This is a genomic window from Ruegeria sp. CF3, from assembly GCF_056537365.1.
Genome location: NZ_JBQFRK010000003.1, coordinates 550,080 through 567,874, shown reverse-complemented (window position 1 = coordinate 567,874; position 17,795 = coordinate 550,080). Strand labels below are relative to the sequence as shown.

Annotated in this window: 17 protein-coding genes, 1 tRNA gene and 1 riboswitch; of the genes, 7 read left to right on the top strand and 11 right to left on the bottom strand. The window is 57.5% G+C overall.

Annotation, left to right across the window (positions count from 1 at the left end):
* Nucleotides 1-29 precede the first annotated feature (29 nt).
* Nucleotides 30-1,487: a cobyric acid synthase gene (locus tag ACR0KC_RS14390; protein ID WP_170391804.1), complete on the top strand. Its 1,458-nt coding sequence runs from the start codon at nt 30-32 to the stop codon at nt 1,485-1,487.
* A gap of 3 nt (nt 1,488-1,490) precedes the next feature.
* On the opposite strand, the gene ACR0KC_RS14385 is transcribed toward ACR0KC_RS14390, so the two are convergent.
* The 3 genes from ACR0KC_RS14385 to ACR0KC_RS14375 form a co-directional block, all read right to left on the bottom strand.
* Nucleotides 1,491-2,228, bottom strand: coding sequence for a hypothetical protein (locus tag ACR0KC_RS14385; protein WP_170563579.1), 738 nt, complete (start codon nt 2,226-2,228; stop codon nt 1,491-1,493).
* A gap of 73 nt (nt 2,229-2,301) precedes the next feature.
* Nucleotides 2,302-3,720: a TolC family outer membrane protein gene (locus ACR0KC_RS14380; RefSeq protein ID WP_170391809.1), complete on the bottom strand. Its 1,419-nt coding sequence runs from the start codon at nt 3,718-3,720 to the stop codon at nt 2,302-2,304.
* 95 nt (nt 3,721-3,815) lie between these two features.
* Nucleotides 3,816-4,469, bottom strand: coding sequence for a protein-L-isoaspartate O-methyltransferase family protein (locus ACR0KC_RS14375; protein WP_170401191.1), 654 nt, complete (start codon nt 4,467-4,469; stop codon nt 3,816-3,818).
* A gap of 225 nt (nt 4,470-4,694) precedes the next feature.
* On the opposite strand from ACR0KC_RS14375, the gene ACR0KC_RS14370 reads away from it, so the two are divergent.
* A tRNA-Cys gene (locus ACR0KC_RS14370) sits at nt 4,695-4,768 on the top strand.
* Between the two features lie 263 nt (nt 4,769-5,031).
* Here the strand turns inward: ACR0KC_RS14370 and ACR0KC_RS14365 are convergent.
* The 5 genes from ACR0KC_RS14365 to ACR0KC_RS14345 form a co-directional block, all read right to left on the bottom strand.
* Entirely contained in the window at nt 5,032-5,799 is a 768-nt protein-coding gene (locus ACR0KC_RS14365) for a citryl-CoA lyase (protein WP_170420960.1), read from the bottom strand.
* Nucleotides 5,796-6,983 carry a CaiB/BaiF CoA transferase family protein gene (locus ACR0KC_RS14360; RefSeq protein WP_480771979.1) on the bottom strand — a complete coding sequence of 396 codons (1,188 nt, stop codon included), beginning with the start codon at nt 6,981-6,983 and terminating at the stop codon, nt 5,796-5,798. The genes ACR0KC_RS14365 and ACR0KC_RS14360 overlap by 4 nt, the downstream gene beginning before the upstream one ends.
* Nucleotides 6,973-8,484 (bottom strand): tripartite tricarboxylate transporter permease, encoded by a 1,512-nt coding sequence (locus tag ACR0KC_RS14355; protein ID WP_480771978.1) that lies wholly within the window; start codon nt 8,482-8,484, stop codon nt 6,973-6,975. The genes ACR0KC_RS14360 and ACR0KC_RS14355 overlap by 11 nt, the downstream gene beginning before the upstream one ends.
* 1 nt (nt 8,485) lies before the next feature.
* Nucleotides 8,486-8,968, bottom strand: a complete 483-nt coding sequence (locus ACR0KC_RS14350; RefSeq protein ID WP_170401217.1) for a tripartite tricarboxylate transporter TctB family protein — start codon at nt 8,966-8,968, stop codon at nt 8,486-8,488.
* A 66-nt stretch (nt 8,969-9,034) separates the two neighbouring features.
* Entirely contained in the window at nt 9,035-10,012 is a 978-nt protein-coding gene (locus ACR0KC_RS14345; protein ID WP_170391824.1) for a tripartite tricarboxylate transporter substrate-binding protein, read from the bottom strand.
* A 108-nt stretch (nt 10,013-10,120) separates the two neighbouring features.
* Between ACR0KC_RS14345 and ACR0KC_RS14340 the strand changes: the two genes are divergently transcribed.
* From ACR0KC_RS14340 to ACR0KC_RS14330, 3 genes are read left to right on the top strand one after another with little or no spacing between them, the layout of a single operon-like run.
* Complete coding sequence (locus ACR0KC_RS14340) at nt 10,121-10,789, top strand: response regulator transcription factor (RefSeq protein ID WP_170420955.1); 669 nt, start codon at nt 10,121-10,123, stop codon at nt 10,787-10,789.
* Nucleotides 10,779-12,146 (top strand): sensor histidine kinase, encoded by a 1,368-nt coding sequence (locus ACR0KC_RS14335; protein ID WP_170420953.1) that lies wholly within the window; start codon nt 10,779-10,781, stop codon nt 12,144-12,146. Before ACR0KC_RS14340 ends, ACR0KC_RS14335 begins: the two co-directional genes overlap by 11 nt.
* Nucleotides 12,125-13,123, top strand: a complete 999-nt coding sequence (locus tag ACR0KC_RS14330) for an ABC transporter substrate-binding protein (RefSeq protein WP_170391831.1) — start codon at nt 12,125-12,127, stop codon at nt 13,121-13,123. Before ACR0KC_RS14335 ends, ACR0KC_RS14330 begins: the two co-directional genes overlap by 22 nt.
* Nucleotides 13,124-13,247: 124 nt before the next feature.
* On the opposite strand, the gene ACR0KC_RS14325 is transcribed toward ACR0KC_RS14330, so the two are convergent.
* The 3 genes from ACR0KC_RS14325 to ACR0KC_RS14315 form a co-directional block, all read right to left on the bottom strand.
* Nucleotides 13,248-13,859 (bottom strand): class I SAM-dependent methyltransferase, encoded by a 612-nt coding sequence (locus ACR0KC_RS14325; RefSeq protein WP_480706622.1) that lies wholly within the window; start codon nt 13,857-13,859, stop codon nt 13,248-13,250.
* The gene (locus tag ACR0KC_RS14320) at nt 13,852-14,859 is read right to left on the bottom strand and encodes a glycosyltransferase family 2 protein (RefSeq protein ID WP_480771977.1); all 1,008 of its coding nucleotides are present in this window, start codon (nt 14,857-14,859) and stop codon (nt 13,852-13,854) included. Before ACR0KC_RS14320 ends, ACR0KC_RS14325 begins: the two co-directional genes overlap by 8 nt.
* 114 nt (nt 14,860-14,973) lie before the next feature.
* The gene (locus ACR0KC_RS14315) at nt 14,974-15,921 is read right to left on the bottom strand and encodes an NAD(P)-dependent oxidoreductase (protein ID WP_480771976.1); all 948 of its coding nucleotides are present in this window, start codon (nt 15,919-15,921) and stop codon (nt 14,974-14,976) included.
* Nucleotides 15,922-16,065: 144 nt separating this feature from the next.
* Nucleotides 16,066-16,272: riboswitch (cobalamin riboswitch) on the top strand.
* A gap of 85 nt (nt 16,273-16,357) precedes the next feature.
* On the opposite strand from ACR0KC_RS14315, the gene ACR0KC_RS14310 reads away from it, so the two are divergent.
* Together ACR0KC_RS14310 and cobW are read left to right on the top strand one after the other, a co-directional pair.
* The gene (locus tag ACR0KC_RS14310; protein WP_170391837.1) at nt 16,358-16,738 is read left to right on the top strand and encodes a DUF1636 family protein; all 381 of its coding nucleotides are present in this window, start codon (nt 16,358-16,360) and stop codon (nt 16,736-16,738) included.
* The gene (cobW, locus tag ACR0KC_RS14305) at nt 16,735-17,790 is read left to right on the top strand and encodes a cobalamin biosynthesis protein CobW (RefSeq protein WP_170420949.1); all 1,056 of its coding nucleotides are present in this window, start codon (nt 16,735-16,737) and stop codon (nt 17,788-17,790) included. The genes ACR0KC_RS14310 and cobW overlap by 4 nt, the downstream gene beginning before the upstream one ends.
* Nucleotides 17,791-17,795 lie beyond the last annotated feature (5 nt).

The window sequence follows — 17,795 nt, the reverse complement described above, 5'->3', positions numbered from 1 at the left end:
CATCTGCGCCCGAGCATAGGAGACAGGCCATGGCGCGGTCCATCATGATTCAAGGCACCGGCAGCAATGTCGGCAAATCGGTTTTGGTGGCCGGGTTGGCCCGCGCCTATACGCGACGCGGGTTGCGCGTGGCTCCGTTCAAGCCGCAGAACATGTCGAACAACGCCGCTGTTACGGAAAACGGCGGCGAAATCGGGCGCGCGCAAGCCCTGCAGGCGCGGGCGGCCAAACGACCGACGCATACGGATATGAACCCAATCCTGCTCAAACCCGAAACTGATACCGGCGCGCAGATCATTCTTCAGGGCCAGCGCGCAGGTACAATGAAGGCGGGCGATTATCGCAAGGACAAGTCTAAGCTGCTGGGGGCGGCTCTGGAAAGCTTTGAAAGGCTTTGCAGCGACGCTGATCTGGTGTTGATCGAAGGCGCGGGTAGTCCGGCAGAAACTAACCTGCGCAAGGGTGACATCGCCAATATGGGATTTGCTTGTGCCGCACAGGTTCCGGTGGTTCTGGTGGGCGACATTCATCGGGGTGGCGTGATCGCTCAGATCGTGGGGACGCAAGCCGTCTTGGAGGCCGGGGACCTTGCGATGATCCGGGGCTTTGCGATTAACCGCTTCAAGGGCGATGTCTCCCTGTTCGATGAAGGGCGCGACGATATCGCATCCCGGACCGGCTGGCCCTGTATGGGCGTGGTGCCCTGGTTCCATGACGCATGGAAGCTGCCGGCAGAAGATATGATGGACATCCGCTCTCATGCCGGAGGGGCATGCAAGATCGCTGTGCCTCAGCTTGAGCGGATGGCCAATTTCGACGATCTCGACCCGCTTTCCGCCGAACCGGGCGTTACGGTCGAGATCATCCCAGCAGGCCGCCCCCTGCCCGGAGATGCCGATCTGGTGCTGTTGCCGGGCAGCAAGTCTACAATCGGCGATCTGGCCTATTTCCGGGCGCAGGGTTGGGATATCGACCTTTATGCCCATGTCCGCCGCGGGGGTCATGTTCTGGGCCTGTGCGGGGGTTATCAGATGCTGGGCAAAACCATCTCGGACCCCGATGGCGTCGATGGACGCCCCGGTCAGGTCGAAGGGTTGGGATTGCTGGATGTCAGCACCACAATGGCCGGAGAAAAGCAGGTTATCCTGCGCTCAGCAACCGCCCTGCCCGGTCATGAACCCGTCAGCGGATATGAGATCCACATGGGCCGTACTGATGGCCCGGATTGCGCTCGGGCCTGGCTGCAGATCGAAGGTCGCCCGGAAGGTGCCGCCAGCGCCAATGGGCGCATACGCGGCAGCTATCTGCATGGGATTTTCACCTCGGACACGTTTCGCGCCAGCTATCTGGCAGAGCTGGGCGTGACATCGGAAACAGCTTACGAAGACGGCGTCGAACAAGTGCTGGACGACCTTGCTGACCATCTGGAACAGCATATGGATCTGGATCTGCTTCTCGCGATGGCGCAGACGCCACGCACCATTTAGACCTCAGTCAACATCCGCTGCGGCGATCGCCCGCGTGATCTCACGCCGAACCATCTTGCGCAGGTTTTTCGTGATCCGTTCGCCCAGCGCGCCCTGCAGCTCTTCCCGGACGATCTGGGCGACGAGTTCGCGCAATTCCTCTTCTCCGATTGTCGCATCGGTCGGCTTCTGTGCCATATCTTCCACCACCTCCGGGTCGCGAATAAATGTGGCTTCGGATTTTGGTTCAGCCGCCTGAGACTGAGCAAAAGCTCTGTCTGCCGGCCATTCAACAGCCTGCGTCTTGGTGCCAGAGTAGTCGTCATCGCTCTCGCCATCGGGCTCCCACTGATCCTCGGTGCGCGCGATAGCAGCTTCCAAAGCTTCAATCTTGGCGCTGAGGCTTCCCGCTAGGTCGCGCTTTGGTGCGTCTGCCTTGGCGTCGACATCACCAGCGCGCACAATATCGCTGGGTTGCAGCCGCATCGGTTCGGCAGGGTTGCTTGGCGCATTTGCGGCCTGCTTTGGGGTACTGTCACCCGCGCTATGCTGGGGCATCAGTTTCAAGGGCGCGGCCTTCTTGGCGATCAGCGGTTCATTGCTGACGCGCAGCGCATCCGTTAAAACCAACCGGCCCGGCTTGGCAGCCGGGGCCGTCGGAACAAATATGAATTCTGATTCGTCATGCGCGTCCTCGTCGACCATTCGCTTAACCGACGAAAGAACGTCCTGAATATTGGCGCTTACAACACGATCTGACATTATTTTCTACCGCTCTAACCTAGGCCCGATTGTAGCCAATCTGAGCCAGCGCCACAACAGGTAGCGATGCCCTTTAGTCGCGGCGCAATGCCTTGAGCACTCGATCCAGATCGCGGCTTTGCTTACTGACCTGCGACGGCGCCTTTTTCACGAGGTTGTAATACAGGGTCGGATCATAGATCTGCACTGCAAGACCCAAACGCTCTGCCGTCAACAGCCCCTGGGCTTGCAGCAGTTCATATGCAGCCCGCGACCGCTCGGTCCGGGATGCTACCTCGGCCAATTGCGCGTCCAGCAAATCCTGCTGGGCATTCAGGACGTCCAAGGTCGTCCGTGCACCCAACGTTGCTTCTTCACGAATACCGTCAAACGCCACCTGCGAAGCACGAACCCGTTCTGTTGACGCCCGCAGGCTTGCAGTTGCCGCCTGAAACGCAGCATAGCGATCGGCAACACCTTGTGTGATGTCTTTCTGAACGTTCAGAAGGTTGGCACGCGACGCATCACGAGTTGCCATCGCACGACGCACCGCTGCCGCCAGACCGCCACCGGAATAGATCGGCTGATTGAAGTTCAGTGAGATCGTCGCATCGTTGATGTAATCGTCATTGTCGTAGCTCTCGGTAATGCCCGCATCCGCATTCAGGCTGACATTCGGACCCAGATTTGCACGCTGCTGCTGCACGATCAGGTCCAGCGCACGCACCTGATGCTGTGCGGAAAGAATCGCAGGGTGGTTACGCTGAGCCAAATTCACCGCATCCGCCTCTGAACGCGGCAGGTTGGGCAGCCTTGGCTGGCCAGCCGTCCGCCCAGGTGTCTTGCCAACGGCGTTTACGTATTCAGCCTGAGCAATGCTCAGGTTACCACGTGCGACCGCCAAATCAGCCTGAGAGCTGGCCAATTGTGCCTCGGACAGGGCAACGTCTGTACGAGTAACCTCACCTACTTCAAAGCGATCCTGCGATGCGCGCAGTTCTTCCGCCGACACTTCCACGTTGTTCTGGCGGATCGCAACCGTCTCTTCCTGCAGCAGAACACCCAGATAGGCGTTCGCGGCTCTGATCAGGATTTGTTGTTCAATATCAATAAGAGACTGACGGGTGGATAGCACAGTTTCCTGCGCCGATTGCTTGCCAAGGATGGAAGCGCCACCGTCATAGATCAACTGGCTCAGCGTGAGACCGGAAAAAAAGCTCGAGGGTTCGCGCGTCGTGATCAAGCTGCTTGTATTGGTGCGCGTGTAATCCCGGCTCACCCGCACGGTCCAGTTGATGATCGGACGCAGCGCTGAGAGCGCAATGGCGACATCTTCATCCGCTGCGCGTAACAAGGCACGGTTCTGCTCAAGCAGGCCGCTGGTGTTATACGCGCCGATGAATGCATCGGTCAGATTATCTGCCCAAACCGACCTTCCGGGCATCACACTTAATGCAACACCAGCAGCCAAAGTCAGGCCTTTGACCAGCTTTCCTGTCGTCGTCCCGCGCATAACTAAGTCCTCTCAAATCGAAATTACGCAACCACCAGCGCAGTTTGCGCCGGTGTTTTCAAGTAATCAAGGCATCAAAATACTTCTATTGCCAACTATAGCGAAAATGCACACTCAGCGCAAAATGCGGGCAAAATCGGTGCGCTAGCATTGAATGCAAATCGCCACGAGACACGGCCTGAGGACTTGAGACCCATACGAACCGTGCCAAGATCACCCTCCATGAACAGGCAAATGATCCGGCCCCCATCCTTGAGTTGATCCAGCAAAGTGTCTGAAAGCTGCTCGACCCCACCCTGAATCATGATCACATCGTAGGGTCCATGCTCAACCGCGCCTTGTTCAAGCGGTCCTTCATGAACAATAGCGTTGTCTACGTCAGCTTCCATCAGAAGCGTCTGAGCTTCAGCTGCCAATGCCGGGTCGGATTCCACGGCCACAACCAACTCTGCCATTCGCGCGGCAATTGCGGTTGAGTAACCCAGCCCCGGAGCGATATCCAGCACCACTTCATCATTGGAAATGTTGACTGCGTCCAACATCTTAGCCAGCGTCCTGGGCTCAAGCAGACAACGTCCATCACCCAACTCGACCAGATCACCAACATAGGCTGCCTCACGTTGCGCATCCGGCACGAAATTTTCGCGCGCAACGCTCAGCATCGCATCAATGATAGGGAACTTGGTCACATCCGAGGGCCTGACCTGAGTATCAACCATCGTAAGGCGCCGGGCTGCGAAATCTGTCATGTGATCGCTCATTCCTTATCAGACTGTTATCTGGCTTTTGCCACATCCGCCTGCCTGCAGCAACGGGCCAGATTGCATTTCCGGGCGCGGCAAAAACGTACCATTGGGGTATTGTCAAATTTCCAAACAAGACAGAAATAATCGCCCTCAAGGCTATGGACGTTCATCCTGAAAGCTGATAGAACGCCCCTCACACCACGGCAAGTTATTGATATTGCTTAAAAAGGCGAGTTGGCGGAGTGGTGACGCAGCGGATTGCAAATCCGTGTACACCGGTTCGATTCCGGTACTCGCCTCCAATTCACTCTAGATCCTTGACTTAGGGCGATTACGTTGTCCGCCTTGTGCGCATTTTCCTGGAAAACGACAACACGCTACGCCAGTCCTACCTGCGCCAGCTGCGAAGGCACTTCACCCAAATTCCCCGGCTCCTGTCCTACGCAGTTCTGGACGGTGTCGGCCGTAAGGCGAAGGCTCTAGCCACAAACTATGTCGCTATGTTTCAGAATCTGGATAAGAGGAATCCGAAGCCATGAGGAACGACAGGCGGCATACCTCAACTTCAATCGCCTAGATAAGTCCAGCGATAGTGGGGCGGTGTAGGACCTTTGTTACGTCCGCCTTGCTGGGTCTGCTCCCAGGCATGGGCCAGAATACCGACCGACCGCGAAAGGCAAAACAAACCCCGTGCCAATGGAGGGGCAAAGCCTAGCTCTGCATAGATCACTGCCGTGACACCATCGATATTCATCGGCACCGGCTTGCCTTTCCGGCGCATCAGGTCGGTTTCCACGGCTTGCCCGACTTTCATGAACCGACCCTCGCAGGCGTCCTGTTCGACCGCATCAGCGACCAGGGCCATCAGCCGGGGTGCACGCGGGTCCGTCGGTGTATGGAACCGATGCCCGAAACCCGGGAGTATCTTCCCGCGTTCGGCGATCCAGTCGTCCAATGCCTGTTCTGGGCCTTCGGCATGGGCGTCTACAAAGTGATAAAGCTCCATCGCCTGCTCGCCGGCACCACCATGGATGTCACCCAGCATGTTAACAGCACTCGCCATCGCGTTGTTAAGAGACAGCCCGCAGGTCACCGCCATTCGTGCAGCCGCGATCGAGGGGGCTTGCGGGCCGTGATCCACGGCGGCGACCAAAGCGGCCTCGAACAATCGAGCCTGCGCAGGTGTCGGTCTGTCACCCCGCACCATCAACCAGATCATTTCAGCGAAACCCAGATTGCCGATCAGGTCTTGAATCGGCTGGCCACGCAGTTCAATGCGTCCGGGCTCCATATCGATGATAGCGGTGCGCCACCAATCAGCAACATCGCTCATATCACCCTCTCATGTCGCAACGTTTCGATCTCTGCGTCCGACAGTCCAAGCTCGGCCCAAATCGAGAGGTTGTCGGCCCCAAGATCCGGTGGTGCGGATCGTGGCATGCGGCGTGCGCCATCAATGACCACTGGGCTGCCCGCAAGGCGTAAACTCTCTCCGTGCGCCGACAGAGTTCCAATCAGCCCGCGCCCTGAGAGTTGATCGTCGGACAAAGCCTGCGGCACCGTCATAACCGGCCCGGCCGGTACACCCAACGCATTCAACTCTTGGACCCAATCACTGGCTGGACGGGTGGAAAGCGTGCGTTCCAGTTCTTGGCGCAATTCATGCCGGTTGGTCTTGCGATCCTCGCGGGTTAGGTAGTCCGGATGCGTCAAAAGGTCGGCGCGGCCCAGATGTTGGGCGAGCGCATGCCATTGTTCGTCGCGATTGGCGGCGATATTTATAGGGTTGTCGGATGTGGCGAAAGTTCCGGACGGGGCCGACGTTGTGTTTTCGTTCCCATGCGGCGCAGGAGTCACGCCACCGACCAGATAGTTGGACACCACCCACCCCATGGTCGAAACCACCGCCTCGCTCATTGCGACATCAAGGAATGCCCCGCGCGGGCTGGCATTCAAGGCCGCGCTTATGGCAAAGGCCGCCGTCATCCCGCCGACGGTATCTGCCAGAGGATAGCCAACCCGGTAAGGTGCGGTATCCGACGCACCTGTGATTGACATGACACCGCTGATCCCCTGCACGATCTGGTCATAGGCCGGGTCGTCCCGGCGTGGTCCATCCTGACCAAACCCGCTGATGGCACAATAAATCAGTCTGGGGTTCTCGGCGCGCAGAACCTGATACCCCAGCCCAAGCCGGTCCATCACGCCGGGCCGGAAGTTCTCGACCAGCACATCGGCAGTCTTGACCAGCCGCTTGAGCAGAGCCTTTCCCCGATCAGCCTTCATATCCAAAGTCACGGATTTCTTGTCTGCATTCTGCGCCAGAAAGCTGATGCCCATGCCGGCCTTGTTCCGATCAGGATCCGCCCCCAGCGCACGGGCCAGATCTCCGCTGCCGGGGCGTTCGACCTTGATCACTTCGGCCCCCATCAGGGCCAGTTGGTAGCAACAATACGGCCCGGCCAGGACATTAGTCAGGTCAAGAACCCGGATGCCTGAAAGTGGCTCAGTCGCCATCGGCCACGCCTGCTGCTCGCGCCTTGGCGCGACGTGCGCGGTAACTGGGCAACAGCACCAGAAGGAGGGCAATCACCAACAGGCCCAGCGTCATCGGACGTTCCCAGATAAAGGCGATGCCGTCATACAGCTGCATGGAACGGGCGAAGTTATCCTCCATCATGCCACCAAGGATGAAACCGATCAGCAGTGGTGCCAGAGGGTAATCGGCAAATTTCAGTGCCGTGGCGCAGACGCCGAAGCCGACCAATATCAGCAGTTCCGTGGCATTGTTCTGCCCGATATAGGCCCCCATGAGGGTGAAGAACAAAATGAACGGAATCAGATAGTTGCGCGGTACTGCAAGCACCTTGGCGATATAGGGGATCAACGGTAGGTTCAGGATCAGCAGCACCAGATTGCCAATGAACATCGACATGATGACAGCCCAGAACACCTGAGGCTCGTCGATCATCAGGCGCGGACCCGGTGTCACATTCAGCGCGATCAGTGCGCCCAACAAGATGGCCGTAGTTCCGGAACCTGGAATGCCGAGCGTCAGCAACGGAACAAAGGAACCGGTACAGGCAGCATTGTTAGCTGTCTCGGGTGCTGCCAGACCTTTGATCGAGCCTTTGCCGAACTCCTCCTGCTCTTCTTTCGGGGCAATATTGCGTTCAACCGCATAGCCAAGGAAACTGGCAATCGTTGCCCCTGCCCCCGGAAGCACACCGATAAAGAAACCCTGCACAGATTGGCGACCAACCACCGGAGCGATGGCCCTTGCCTCGGATCCTGTGATGCGCAGGTCCTTGATTTCGCCTTCGTCGCCTTGCAGGTCCTTGGGTTTGAGAACCAGAAACAGCGCTTCGGGCAGGGCAAACATCGCCATTGCAAGCGTGATGAAACCAAAGCCGGACTGCAGATCCATGATCCCCATCGTGAAACGCGGCAAGTTGAACAGCGCGCCCTCGCCGACAGTGGCCATAATCAGCCCGAGAATGGTCATGACAATTGCCTTGGCCACCTGCCCGGTTCCCGCAAAAGCGGCGATGGCGGATAGACCCACTACCATCAAGGCAAAGTACTCAGCCGAGTGGAACAGCAGTGCGACCGAGGATAATGCAGGCGCAAAGACCATCAGCAGCAGCGCGCCTATCGTACCCCCGGCGAAACTGGCGATAGCGGCAACTGTGAGCGCCTTCCCGGCTTTGCCCTGACGAGCCATCGGATAGCCGTCGAAGCTTGAGGCCACGGTTCCCGCGACCCCCGGCGCGTTCAGAAGAATGGAAGATGTCGAGCCACCAAAGATCGCACCGTAATAGACACCGGCAAGCAGGATCAATGCGGCGGACGGATCGCCCATCGAAATGGCGACCGGAATCATAATGGCGATGATCGACATCGGCCCAAGACCGGGCAGCATGCCGATGAATGTACCAATCAGACAGCCCGCTATGACCATCAACAAGTTTTGGATGGAGAATGCCGTTTGTAGGCCGATCAACAATCCTTCAAGCATGTCAGCCTCCGAAAACGCCCGGCAAGGGTCGCATGTAGATGCCAAGAACCTCTTGCACGAGGTACCAGACTGAACCTGTAGCGATTACGGCAACCGGCAGCATGACGTGCCATTTGCGTTCGCCCAGAATGAAAGAACCGAGGATCAGGAACCCGGATGTCGAGATCAGAAATCCAACCGGACGTAGGCACAGCGCATAGGCAACCATCAAAGCCAGCAACAGCAGCGCCTGGCCCAAGTGATATTCGCCCAGCCTCCGATAATCGATATCAGCCTCTTTGGGCTCAGCCTTTTCAAATCCCAGCAGAATAATCGTTGTGGCAATTATCCCCAAAATCGACAGCACCTTGGGAAAGGTGCTCGGCCAAATGGGGTTGCGCTGCATGAAGGGGGGCAGACTGCCATCCATCGTGAACCAGGCGGTGTAGCCATATGTCAGGCATATGCCCAGCAAAACGAGCGCGATCCAGCGATCCAGCGCCATGTTTCCCCCTCCTTTGATTTATTGTTGGTTGAGGCAGAGCGGTTGCCCGCTCTGCCCGAGGTATCCTTACAGGAAACCCAACTTTTTCATCAGATCGCCGATCTGCTTTTCCTGCTGTTCCAGGAACGATTGGAAATCAGCACCCGAGTTGTGGATGTTCACCCAACCGTTACGGGCGCGGACCTCTTCCCATTCAGGTGTGTCATACATCTTGGCGATGGCTTCTTGATAAGCGACCAGCTTGTCCTCGGGCAGACCAGGAGCAGCAAAGAACCCACGCCAGTTCACGAAAGTTGTGTCGATGCCCTGCTCTTTCATGGTCTGCGCATCAGGGGCTGCATCCACGCGCTCTTCTGCGGTGACGCCAATGATCTTCACCTCACCCGCATTCGCCAGATCGACAGCCTCCGAGAAACCGGTCGACAGCGCGGCAATCTCACCGGACAGAAGCGCGGCCATCGCTTTGCCACCTGCATCATAGGGGATGTACTTCACGCCCAAAGCGTCCTTGCCTGCCGCTTCCATAACCATCGCCGCGACCAGATGGTCCATCCCACCCGGCACAGAACCGCCGCCGATGGCCGTTGTACTTGGATCGGCGTCATACGCGGCTAGCAGGTCCGCCATTGAATTGATGGGGCTGTCTTTGCCCACAACAATCGCGGCGTAATCGCCGATCGTGCCCGAGACCAGTGTCAGGTCGCGGAAATTGTGCGGGAACACTCCGGTCAGAGAGCGGATCACGATCGGGGTCGAGTTGACCATAAGCGTGCCGTGGTTGCTGTCGGCGTTTTCGATCAGATATCCAATGGCTTTACCACCACCGCCGCCCGACATGTTTTCGTAGGATGCAGTTCCCACGAGACCCGCATTCGTCAGCGCCTCACCGGTGCCACGGGCCGTGCCGTCCCAGCCGCCTCCTGCGCCACCGGGGATCAGAAAGTGGATGCTATCTACGACCTCTTCAGCGAAAGTCGGTCCAGCCAGACCAATAGCGGTCACAGCCGCGATAAGGGCGCGACGGCCCAGTTTGATTGTCGTCATGAATTCCTCCCGTTTGACAACCGGCCGCAGTGCGGCTCAGATTATTCGAAACCTAAACACATCAACCTGACATCAACCTGTCATGGGTGAAATTACTATTGGATCCCGATGAAATTCCTCTTGGTCGAAGACAATCTGGACCTCGCCAATGCCATAAGTTCGCGCATGCGACTGGACGGGCATGTGGTTGATCACGCAGAGAAAATAGAAGATGCTGTGGCCTTTGTTGAAATCGATGAGTATGACCTGATCCTGCTGGACATCATGCTTCCCGACGGGGACGGGCGCGATTTCCTCAAACGGCATCGCGCCAGCCATCTGGACACACCTGTCATCGTTCTGACCGCCCGCAGTCAAGTGTCGGATCGAATCGGCTCACTCGATCTTGGGGCGGACGATTATGTCACCAAGCCCTTCGACCATGCCGAACTTGAGGCGCGCTGCCGCGCAGTGCTTAGACGCAAATCCGGCAAGACCAAAACGACGATTGAAATTGGCGGCGTCGTCTTTGATCCGGTTGCGGGTCATTTGACGGTGGGCGACGACATCGTCTCGCTTCGCAACCGCGAACTGCGCTTGTTGGAACTGCTGATCAACGCCCCCGGTCAGGTGTTTTCTAAGCAGAAGCTGGCGGACCGGTTGTTCTCCTACGACGACAATGTTTCGGACAATGCCATCGAGGTCTATGTCGGCCGACTGCGAAAGCATCTGGAAAAATCGGACCTCAGGATCACAACGTTGCGCGGTTTGGGCTACAGGCTGGATCATGGCAACTAATCCAAACGTTTCCGGATCACTACGAAACCGTCTTGCGCTAACGCTAATCGGCGGTGCCGCGATTCTGGCCCTTGTGCTGTTCTTTGCTGTCCGCGACTATGCAGTTCAGGTTGCCCAGCAAGGTCAGGACAACATTCTGGGTGCCTCAGTCACCTCGATCCTCGACGCCGCGGCGCTGCGCGGAGGCGAGCTTGAAGTCGATATCCCCTATGCTGCCTTTTCAATGCTGAGCACGCCGTCGGACGACCGGGTGTTTTATGCGATCTTTCAGGATGGCGAGTTCCTGTCCGGCTACGAAGACCTGACCCCAACTCAAGGACCCGCTGATGGAAAGTGGACCTTTCGCTTCGGTGAGGTGCGTGGTGAAAACGTTCGTCAGGTCAGTGCCAGCCGCACACTGGTCGGGCTGGGAAATCAGACAGAAATCGAAGTGGCCTTGGGACAGACCCAAGATGCGCTGTCGGAGACGCTGGATCAAATCTCACGCAATGCCGGCCTTTTGGGATTGGGGTTCTTTGTGCTTGCGGCTGTATTGTCCTTCTGGGTGAGTTCGGCCACCATTGGTCAGCTCGACAGATTAACGACATCCGTCACCCGTCGGGGACCGCAAGATCTCAGCCCATTCAAAAAACCAGTACCGCGTGAAATGGCGCCTTTGGTGTCATCGCTGAATTCGCTTATGGGACGCCTGGACCAGTCTCTCAGCCAATCCGAGGACTTTATCGCCGAGGCCGCCCATAGGGTCCGCACCCCGCTGGCAACGGTCAGGTCTTATGCCGAGGCGACGCTGCAACGGGTCGAGAGAGAAGACAACCGCGAGGCGTTAAGATCAATGATGCGCGCCATCGACGAAAGCTCTAGGGCTGCGGGGCAACTACTGGATCACGCCATGATCACATTCCGCGCCGACCATCTGGAGCGCGAGGATATCGATCTGGTGACTCTGATCCGTGAACTTGTCCAGCGCTTGACGCCCATCGCTGAAATGAAAGACCTTTCGCTTGCTTTGAGCGGCGATCCGCAGGTCATGTATTCGGGCGACCCCATCCTCATCCAAAATGCGGTGCGGAACATGGTAGACAATGCGCTTAAATATGCGCCAGCAGACAGTACCGTAGTCATCGATGTCGCAGGGTCACCCACAGCCCGGATCACGGTCAGTGACCAGGGGCCAGGCTTTCCGCCAGATGAAATCGAAACGCTCACAAGACGTTTCGAACGTGGTCAGAACGCGGCGGGAACCATCGGATCGGGCCTCGGGCTAACCATTGCCCAGGACGTCGCGGTCGCCCATGGCGGCACGCTGGTACTGTCAAACAAAGCGGAGGGCGGCGCATGCGTTATCTTGTCACTCTGATCCTGTGCCTATTCGCCAGCGGCGCAGGGGCTCAGGATTGGGAAGACCGACAAATATTCAACGAAAGTGCCGACGGCCCCCGACTGCGGGTCATTTCCAGCACCGATACCGCCCTGTTTGCGCCGCTGATCGAGGATTTCGTCGCCCAGAATCCAGCGATATCGGTCGAATATCTGGTGACCGGCACGGCCGATATCGACCGACGCGTCCGAGCCACGCCAGAAGCGTTCGACGTTGTCGTTTCCAGCGCGATGGACCTGCAACTGAAGCTCGCGAATGACGGATATGCGCTGGCGCTTAACGATCTTCCGCACCCCCCTTGGGCGCAATGGCATCAAAGCCTGTTCGCCTTCACTTCGGAACCCGCAACCATCGTTGTCAACCGCACCGCGTTCGAAGGACAACCAATGCCGCAAACGCGGCAGGAACTGATCGAAGCGCTGCGTGCCCGCCCGGATGATTTTCGGGGCAAAGTCGGCACTTATGACGTGCGCCAGTCGGGATTGGGCTATTTGTTCGCCACGCAGGACGCCCGCGCCTCGGAAACCTATTGGCGCTTGATGGAGGTTTTGGGCGGCCTGGATGTGCGGCTGTATTGTTGTTCGGGCGACATGATTAACGACCTGGCGGATGGTACAATCGCGGTGGCCTACAACGTGCTTGGCAGTTATGCGGCGGTACGAACAGAAGGAAAGGATGCCCTTCAGATCATTCTGCCTTCCGATTTTCAGACGACGATGATGCGAACCGCCATGGTAACTGGCAAAAGCCGCTTGCCGGAGGAAGCGGAAACCTTTGTCCGGCACCTGACCACGCTGAATCCGGAATCACTGGCAGCACTGCCACTTCTGGACACGCAGGACTCCACGACCGAAAGCGCAGCGATAGCGCTGGACCCTGCGTTGTTGACGTTCCTCGATACGCTGAAGCGCAGGAAGTTCCTGTCTGCCTGGGAAAGTGCCGCTATTCAAAGATGATCGGACTTAGACAACAACCCTATCCGTCATCGCTGAACTTGTTGCTTAACACTGTTGACGCTGGAAGACACTAGCCAGCCTGGGTTACGTCGCACGAATCTATAATCAGAAAAATGATCTCGGCTCAAAGTTTCTCGACGGCCACCTGCGCCCCCATGATGGCCTTGAGCCGCAGCCCCGCAGAATTTGCCCCGAGGAATTCGTGGAATGCACGCATCACATCATCTTTCCACCAACCGCGCCTGTGATAATCGTCAAGCATGATTACGCCGCCTTCGATCATCTTGGGCAGCAAAGCACTCAGATCCGTCTTTACTCCCTCGTAGGAATGGTCGCCGTCCAAATAGGCAAACCCGATGCTTTGATCTTCAAACAAACGCAGCGCCGGTTGCGAATAGTCGCGAATGATCGAAACTTGCCCCTTGGCGATCTCGGTACTGTATTTACCCGTTACTGCATCGTAGATCCGATCCATATCCTTTTGCGTGCGCGCTCCGGCAAGCGAAGCACCGCCATCCGGATCTTGCTGTACTTGCCAGGGATCGATGAGGCACAATTTCGAGGGCTGCAGCTCTTCCAGCAGAATCCGCGAAAACTCGCCCTTCCAAACGCCAATTTCAACGCTCAGCCGTCCATGCGGCATGGCCTTGAGCATTTCGCGCCGCAGGGAATCCTTCCGCTCGCGCTGCTCAGCTTGCTTCTTGCGGCGATCCTCAGCAGATACAGCTTCACCCATAGACGTCTTCTCCGGTAGAGGAATTTTGCAACGCTTCAACCAGATCAACCCAGTCCGGTCTGGCTCTCAATTCTTCGGCTTTCGATCTGTGCCACTCACATGCTTGGTGATGGAGGTCTGCCAATTGCGGATCTGCCATCATCTCAGATTTGATGTCGTGCATAGCCGGCATGTGTTCCAGAATTGAGCGATCCTCAACATCATTGTGGTTCATCATGAGCCAGTACTTGAGCCCTTGATCCTGCCCCACATGATTGGTGCGCCCACGGTCGCGCTTGACCAAAAAGCTATCAGTGCTGCGCACAGCATAATGATGAATGCGCGCGAATTCATGGCTGAAACCACGCCATGCTTTCCATTTCACTTGGTCTGCTGGGTACAGGTTCCCGCCCGAATCCCGCCACAACACGCCTTCGTATGGCGCGTCAGGGTTCGGTGCATCTTCTGGATTAATCCTGGGACGATGGGCGCGAAAACGGCTGAATTTTCCGTTGTTGCGGAACAGCGTTTTGAACCCTTTGGTCCGGTGATGCGGATAGCCGTCTTCGGTGGCGGCCAGAAAGAAAGTCTCAGGTACAGGTCGATCAACGAAATCGTTCTGACCCGCGTTTCCGAACATGCGCCAGCAGATCGAGATCGCGTCCGCCACGCCGCTGGCCTCAACGAGGCTTCTTATATCACTATTGGGCAAACGGATATTGATATACTCGTCCACATCCAAACTGAGAATCCAATCCGATGACAGATAGCTTGGGTGATTCCGCGCAAGCGAAAATGCACGAACCTGCGGCGCAGCGCGCGGACCCAGCCTGTTTCGTTGGTGGTGAGCCCAGCCAAGCGCTTGCAACCGTTCGCCCATGGCATCGGTACCATCAGCGCAATCATTGGTATAAATCAGAATGTCATCAAAGCCGATTGCGTGGTTGTAGGCCACCCAATCGATCATGAAAGGCCCTTCGTTTTTCATCGTTGTTACGATGAGAAAGGTCTCATTCGTCATAAGTTGTTCTCTTGCCTGTGCCGGTGTCGGACTCTTGTTGACCTGTTTAGAATAGCCCCAGAATTTTGTCCAACCAGGCCGCCAGACAGCCGCAACGCTTGCCTATTATTTGATCTACCGATTCTGTGGGATCACCTCATAACCCGGTTCTTCTGGCTCGTCGTCCAGCATCTCGGTTGGGAACCCTGGCGCCTGGATCTCCAGTCCGGTCGCGTCCTCTAGCCGCCTGATGATGTTCGGGGACAGTTCACGCTCACCATATCGCGCGATGCCATCTTCGAAAATCTTGATCATCAATGGGTTTATCTCAAGGGGAACTCCGGCACGGTCGGCGACCTCCTGAAACAGACCGATATCTTTTTTCACCAGGTCCATGGTGAAGGAAATATCGCGCGAGCCGTTCAGGATGACCTGACTTTCGGTCTCGTGCACGAAGGATGTGCCTGACGATATCTTGATCGCCTCATAGGTGGTTCCAAGGTCCATGCCGGCGGCCTTGGCTGTCACCAGTGCCTCGGCGCAGGTGATCAGGTTGGCGGTCGCCAGATAATTGGTCAACACCTTCAAAACAGAGGCCGAGCCCAGATCGCCCGTGTGCAAAATGCGCCGCCCCATGGTGGTCAGGAATGGCAGGATACGTTCAAAAGTCTCACGATCACAGCCTGCGAAGATCGAGATATTACCCGTCGCTGCCCGGTGACATCCGCCCGAAACCGGGCAATCCACCGCTGCGCCGCCTCGTTCGATGACCATTGCGCCAAGGCGTTTGACTTCGGCTTCGTCGGTGGTCGACATTTCCATCCAGATTTTGCCAGGGCCGACCTCTGGCAACACTTCCTGCATCACCGCGTCCGAGGCCGCAGGAGAAGGCAAACAGGTTATAACAGCATCGCAATCGCGCATCAGCTGCGCCGGACATTTGGCGGCTTTGGCACCCTTGGCGACGAATTCGGTCACCAGATCCGGGTTCAGGTCATGAACCGTCAGATCGATACCGTTTCGTAGCAGCGATCCAGATAGCTTGCCCCCTACATTCCCCAGCCCGACAAACCCTACTTTCATGCGCGGTATCCTCCTGTTCGCATCTTGCTGCCATGCCAGCACGTCGTTGCAGAAGTATCATGCCGCCCAGCGACCCCGACAGGTCGCTTTTTATCCGCTTTTTCACGGATCGGCGCGACTCGCTTGACAAGCAACCCTGCCCTGCCGCATGTCCCTTTCGTTGGTGTCTGCGAGAGCAGATGAAAAGGGAATGCGTCAGCGGTTTTTGCCGTCAAACGCAGCCGCCCCCGCGACCGTGACCGGAGAGGGTGCCCAAAGCCACTGGCAGTATGGCCGGGAAGGCGGGACATCCGACAGAGGCCTCCTCTGAAATCCGCAAGCCGGGAGACCTGCCAACGCCCGAAGATGAAACCGGACGGGGTGTTCCGGTGTGGGGCTGTGATCGGCCCGCATGAAACCCCGTCCCCCACGAAGAGGATTTGGGGGGATGAGAGACATGACCGAGACCGCACCGGTCGAACTGCTGGTTTGCACTACCTGCCGTCGCGGGCTGCCTGTCGAGGATGACGCCCAGCGCCCCGGCACGTTGCTGCACAAGGCGCTTGAACAGGCGGGCCTGCCCGAAGGCATTACCTTGAAAGCTGTGGAATGCCTGTCGAATTGCGATGAAGGCTGCTCGATCGTGCTACGCGGAGGACCGGATCGCTGGACTTTCGTGTATGAGCATCTGAACGAGATCGACCATGTTGAAACCATCGTCGAAGGCGCAGCCAAATACCTCGCCACCGAGGACGGTTTGGTCAAATGGCGCGAACGTCCCGAACATTTCCGCAAAAACTGTGCGGCCCGCATTCCCCCGATTGGAGCCCTGAAATGAGCAATCTCGAGAAACTCCCCGTCACTGTGATCACCGGCTTTTTGGGCTCGGGCAAAACCACACTGGTGCGCCATCTGATGCAGAACCCGCAGGGCAAGCGTCTGGCGGTGGTCGTCAACGAATTCGGCGATGTCGGCGTCGATGGCGATATCCTGAAGTCCTGCGCCATTCCTGATTGCCCGGCGGAAAACATCATGGAACTGGCCAATGGTTGCATCTGCTGCACCGTGGCCGATGATTTCATCCCGACCATTGAAGCCCTGATGGCACTAGAGCCGCGCCCCGATCACATCCTGATCGAAACCTCCGGTCTTGCCCTGCCAAAACCGCTGCTGAAGGCGTTCGACTGGCCCGATATCCGCTCGAAAATCACCGTCGATGGCGTGATTGCTCTGGCCGATGCCGAGGCCGTGGCCGCTGGTCGGTTCGCTCCGAATGTCGAGGCGGTGGATGCGCAACGCATGGCAGATGACTCGATTGATCATGAAACTCCCTTGTCCGAGGTGTTCGAGGATCAGATTTCCTGCGCCGACATCATTCTGCTGACCAAGCCCGATCTGGCTGGCCCGGAAGGCGTTGCGAAAGCGAAAGAGATCATCGCCGCCGAAGCGCCCCGCCCCATGCCCGTGGTCGAAGTGGCCGAGGGTGCCGTGGACGTCCGCGTCGTGCTGGGTCTAGAAGCCGCGGCCGAGGATGACATGGACGCGCGTCCCAGCCATCACGACGGCCATCACGATCACGAGCATGACGATTTCGAAAGCATCATCGTTGAACTGCCCGAGCAAACCGATCCGATTGATCTGGTCGCCAAGATTGAACGATTGGCCAACGAGTTGAATATCCTGCGCGTCAAAGGCTATGCCGCCGTTCAAGGCAAGCCCATGCGCCTACTGGTTCAGGCCGTCGGTGCGCGCGTGCGTCACCAATATGACCGCCCGTGGGAGCCCGGCGAAGACCGTCGCTCGCGCCTTGTGGTCATTGCCGAGCATGACGATATCAAAGAGGCCGAGATCCGCGATATCCTCGTGGGTGTAACCGAGGCTGCCGAGTAAGACTT

Excerpts from the sequence above, each read along its gene's own strand:
- ACR0KC_RS14390 (WP_170391804.1), top strand. The coding sequence starts at position 30 with ATGGCGCGGTCCATCATGATTCAAGGCACCGGCAGCAATGTCGGCAAA.
- ACR0KC_RS14385 (WP_170563579.1), bottom strand. The coding sequence starts at position 2,228 with ATGTCAGATCGTGTTGTAAGCGCCAATATTCAGGACGTTCTTTCGTCG.
- ACR0KC_RS14380 (WP_170391809.1), bottom strand. The coding sequence starts at position 3,720 with ATGCGCGGGACGACGACAGGAAAGCTGGTCAAAGGCCTGACTTTGGCT.
- ACR0KC_RS14375 (WP_170401191.1), bottom strand. The coding sequence starts at position 4,469 with ATGACAGATTTCGCAGCCCGGCGCCTTACGATGGTTGATACTCAGGTC.
- ACR0KC_RS14365 (WP_170420960.1), bottom strand. The coding sequence starts at position 5,799 with ATGAGCGATGTTGCTGATTGGTGGCGCACCGCTATCATCGATATGGAG.
- ACR0KC_RS14360 (WP_480771979.1), bottom strand. The coding sequence starts at position 6,983 with ATGGCGACTGAGCCACTTTCAGGCATCCGGGTTCTTGACCTGACTAAT.
- ACR0KC_RS14355 (WP_480771978.1), bottom strand. The coding sequence starts at position 8,484 with ATGCTTGAAGGATTGTTGATCGGCCTACAAACGGCATTCTCCATCCAA.
- ACR0KC_RS14350 (WP_170401217.1), bottom strand. The coding sequence starts at position 8,968 with ATGGCGCTGGATCGCTGGATCGCGCTCGTTTTGCTGGGCATATGCCTG.
- ACR0KC_RS14345 (WP_170391824.1), bottom strand. The coding sequence starts at position 10,012 with ATGACGACAATCAAACTGGGCCGTCGCGCCCTTATCGCGGCTGTGACC.
- ACR0KC_RS14340 (WP_170420955.1), top strand. The coding sequence starts at position 10,121 with ATGAAATTCCTCTTGGTCGAAGACAATCTGGACCTCGCCAATGCCATA.
- ACR0KC_RS14335 (WP_170420953.1), top strand. The coding sequence starts at position 10,779 with ATGGCAACTAATCCAAACGTTTCCGGATCACTACGAAACCGTCTTGCG.
- ACR0KC_RS14330 (WP_170391831.1), top strand. The coding sequence starts at position 12,125 with ATGCGTTATCTTGTCACTCTGATCCTGTGCCTATTCGCCAGCGGCGCA.
- ACR0KC_RS14325 (WP_480706622.1), bottom strand. The coding sequence starts at position 13,859 with ATGGGTGAAGCTGTATCTGCTGAGGATCGCCGCAAGAAGCAAGCTGAG.
- ACR0KC_RS14320 (WP_480771977.1), bottom strand. The coding sequence starts at position 14,859 with ATGACGAATGAGACCTTTCTCATCGTAACAACGATGAAAAACGAAGGG.
- ACR0KC_RS14315 (WP_480771976.1), bottom strand. The coding sequence starts at position 15,921 with ATGAAAGTAGGGTTTGTCGGGCTGGGGAATGTAGGGGGCAAGCTATCT.
- ACR0KC_RS14310 (WP_170391837.1), top strand. The coding sequence starts at position 16,358 with ATGACCGAGACCGCACCGGTCGAACTGCTGGTTTGCACTACCTGCCGT.
- cobW (WP_170420949.1), top strand. The coding sequence starts at position 16,735 with ATGAGCAATCTCGAGAAACTCCCCGTCACTGTGATCACCGGCTTTTTG.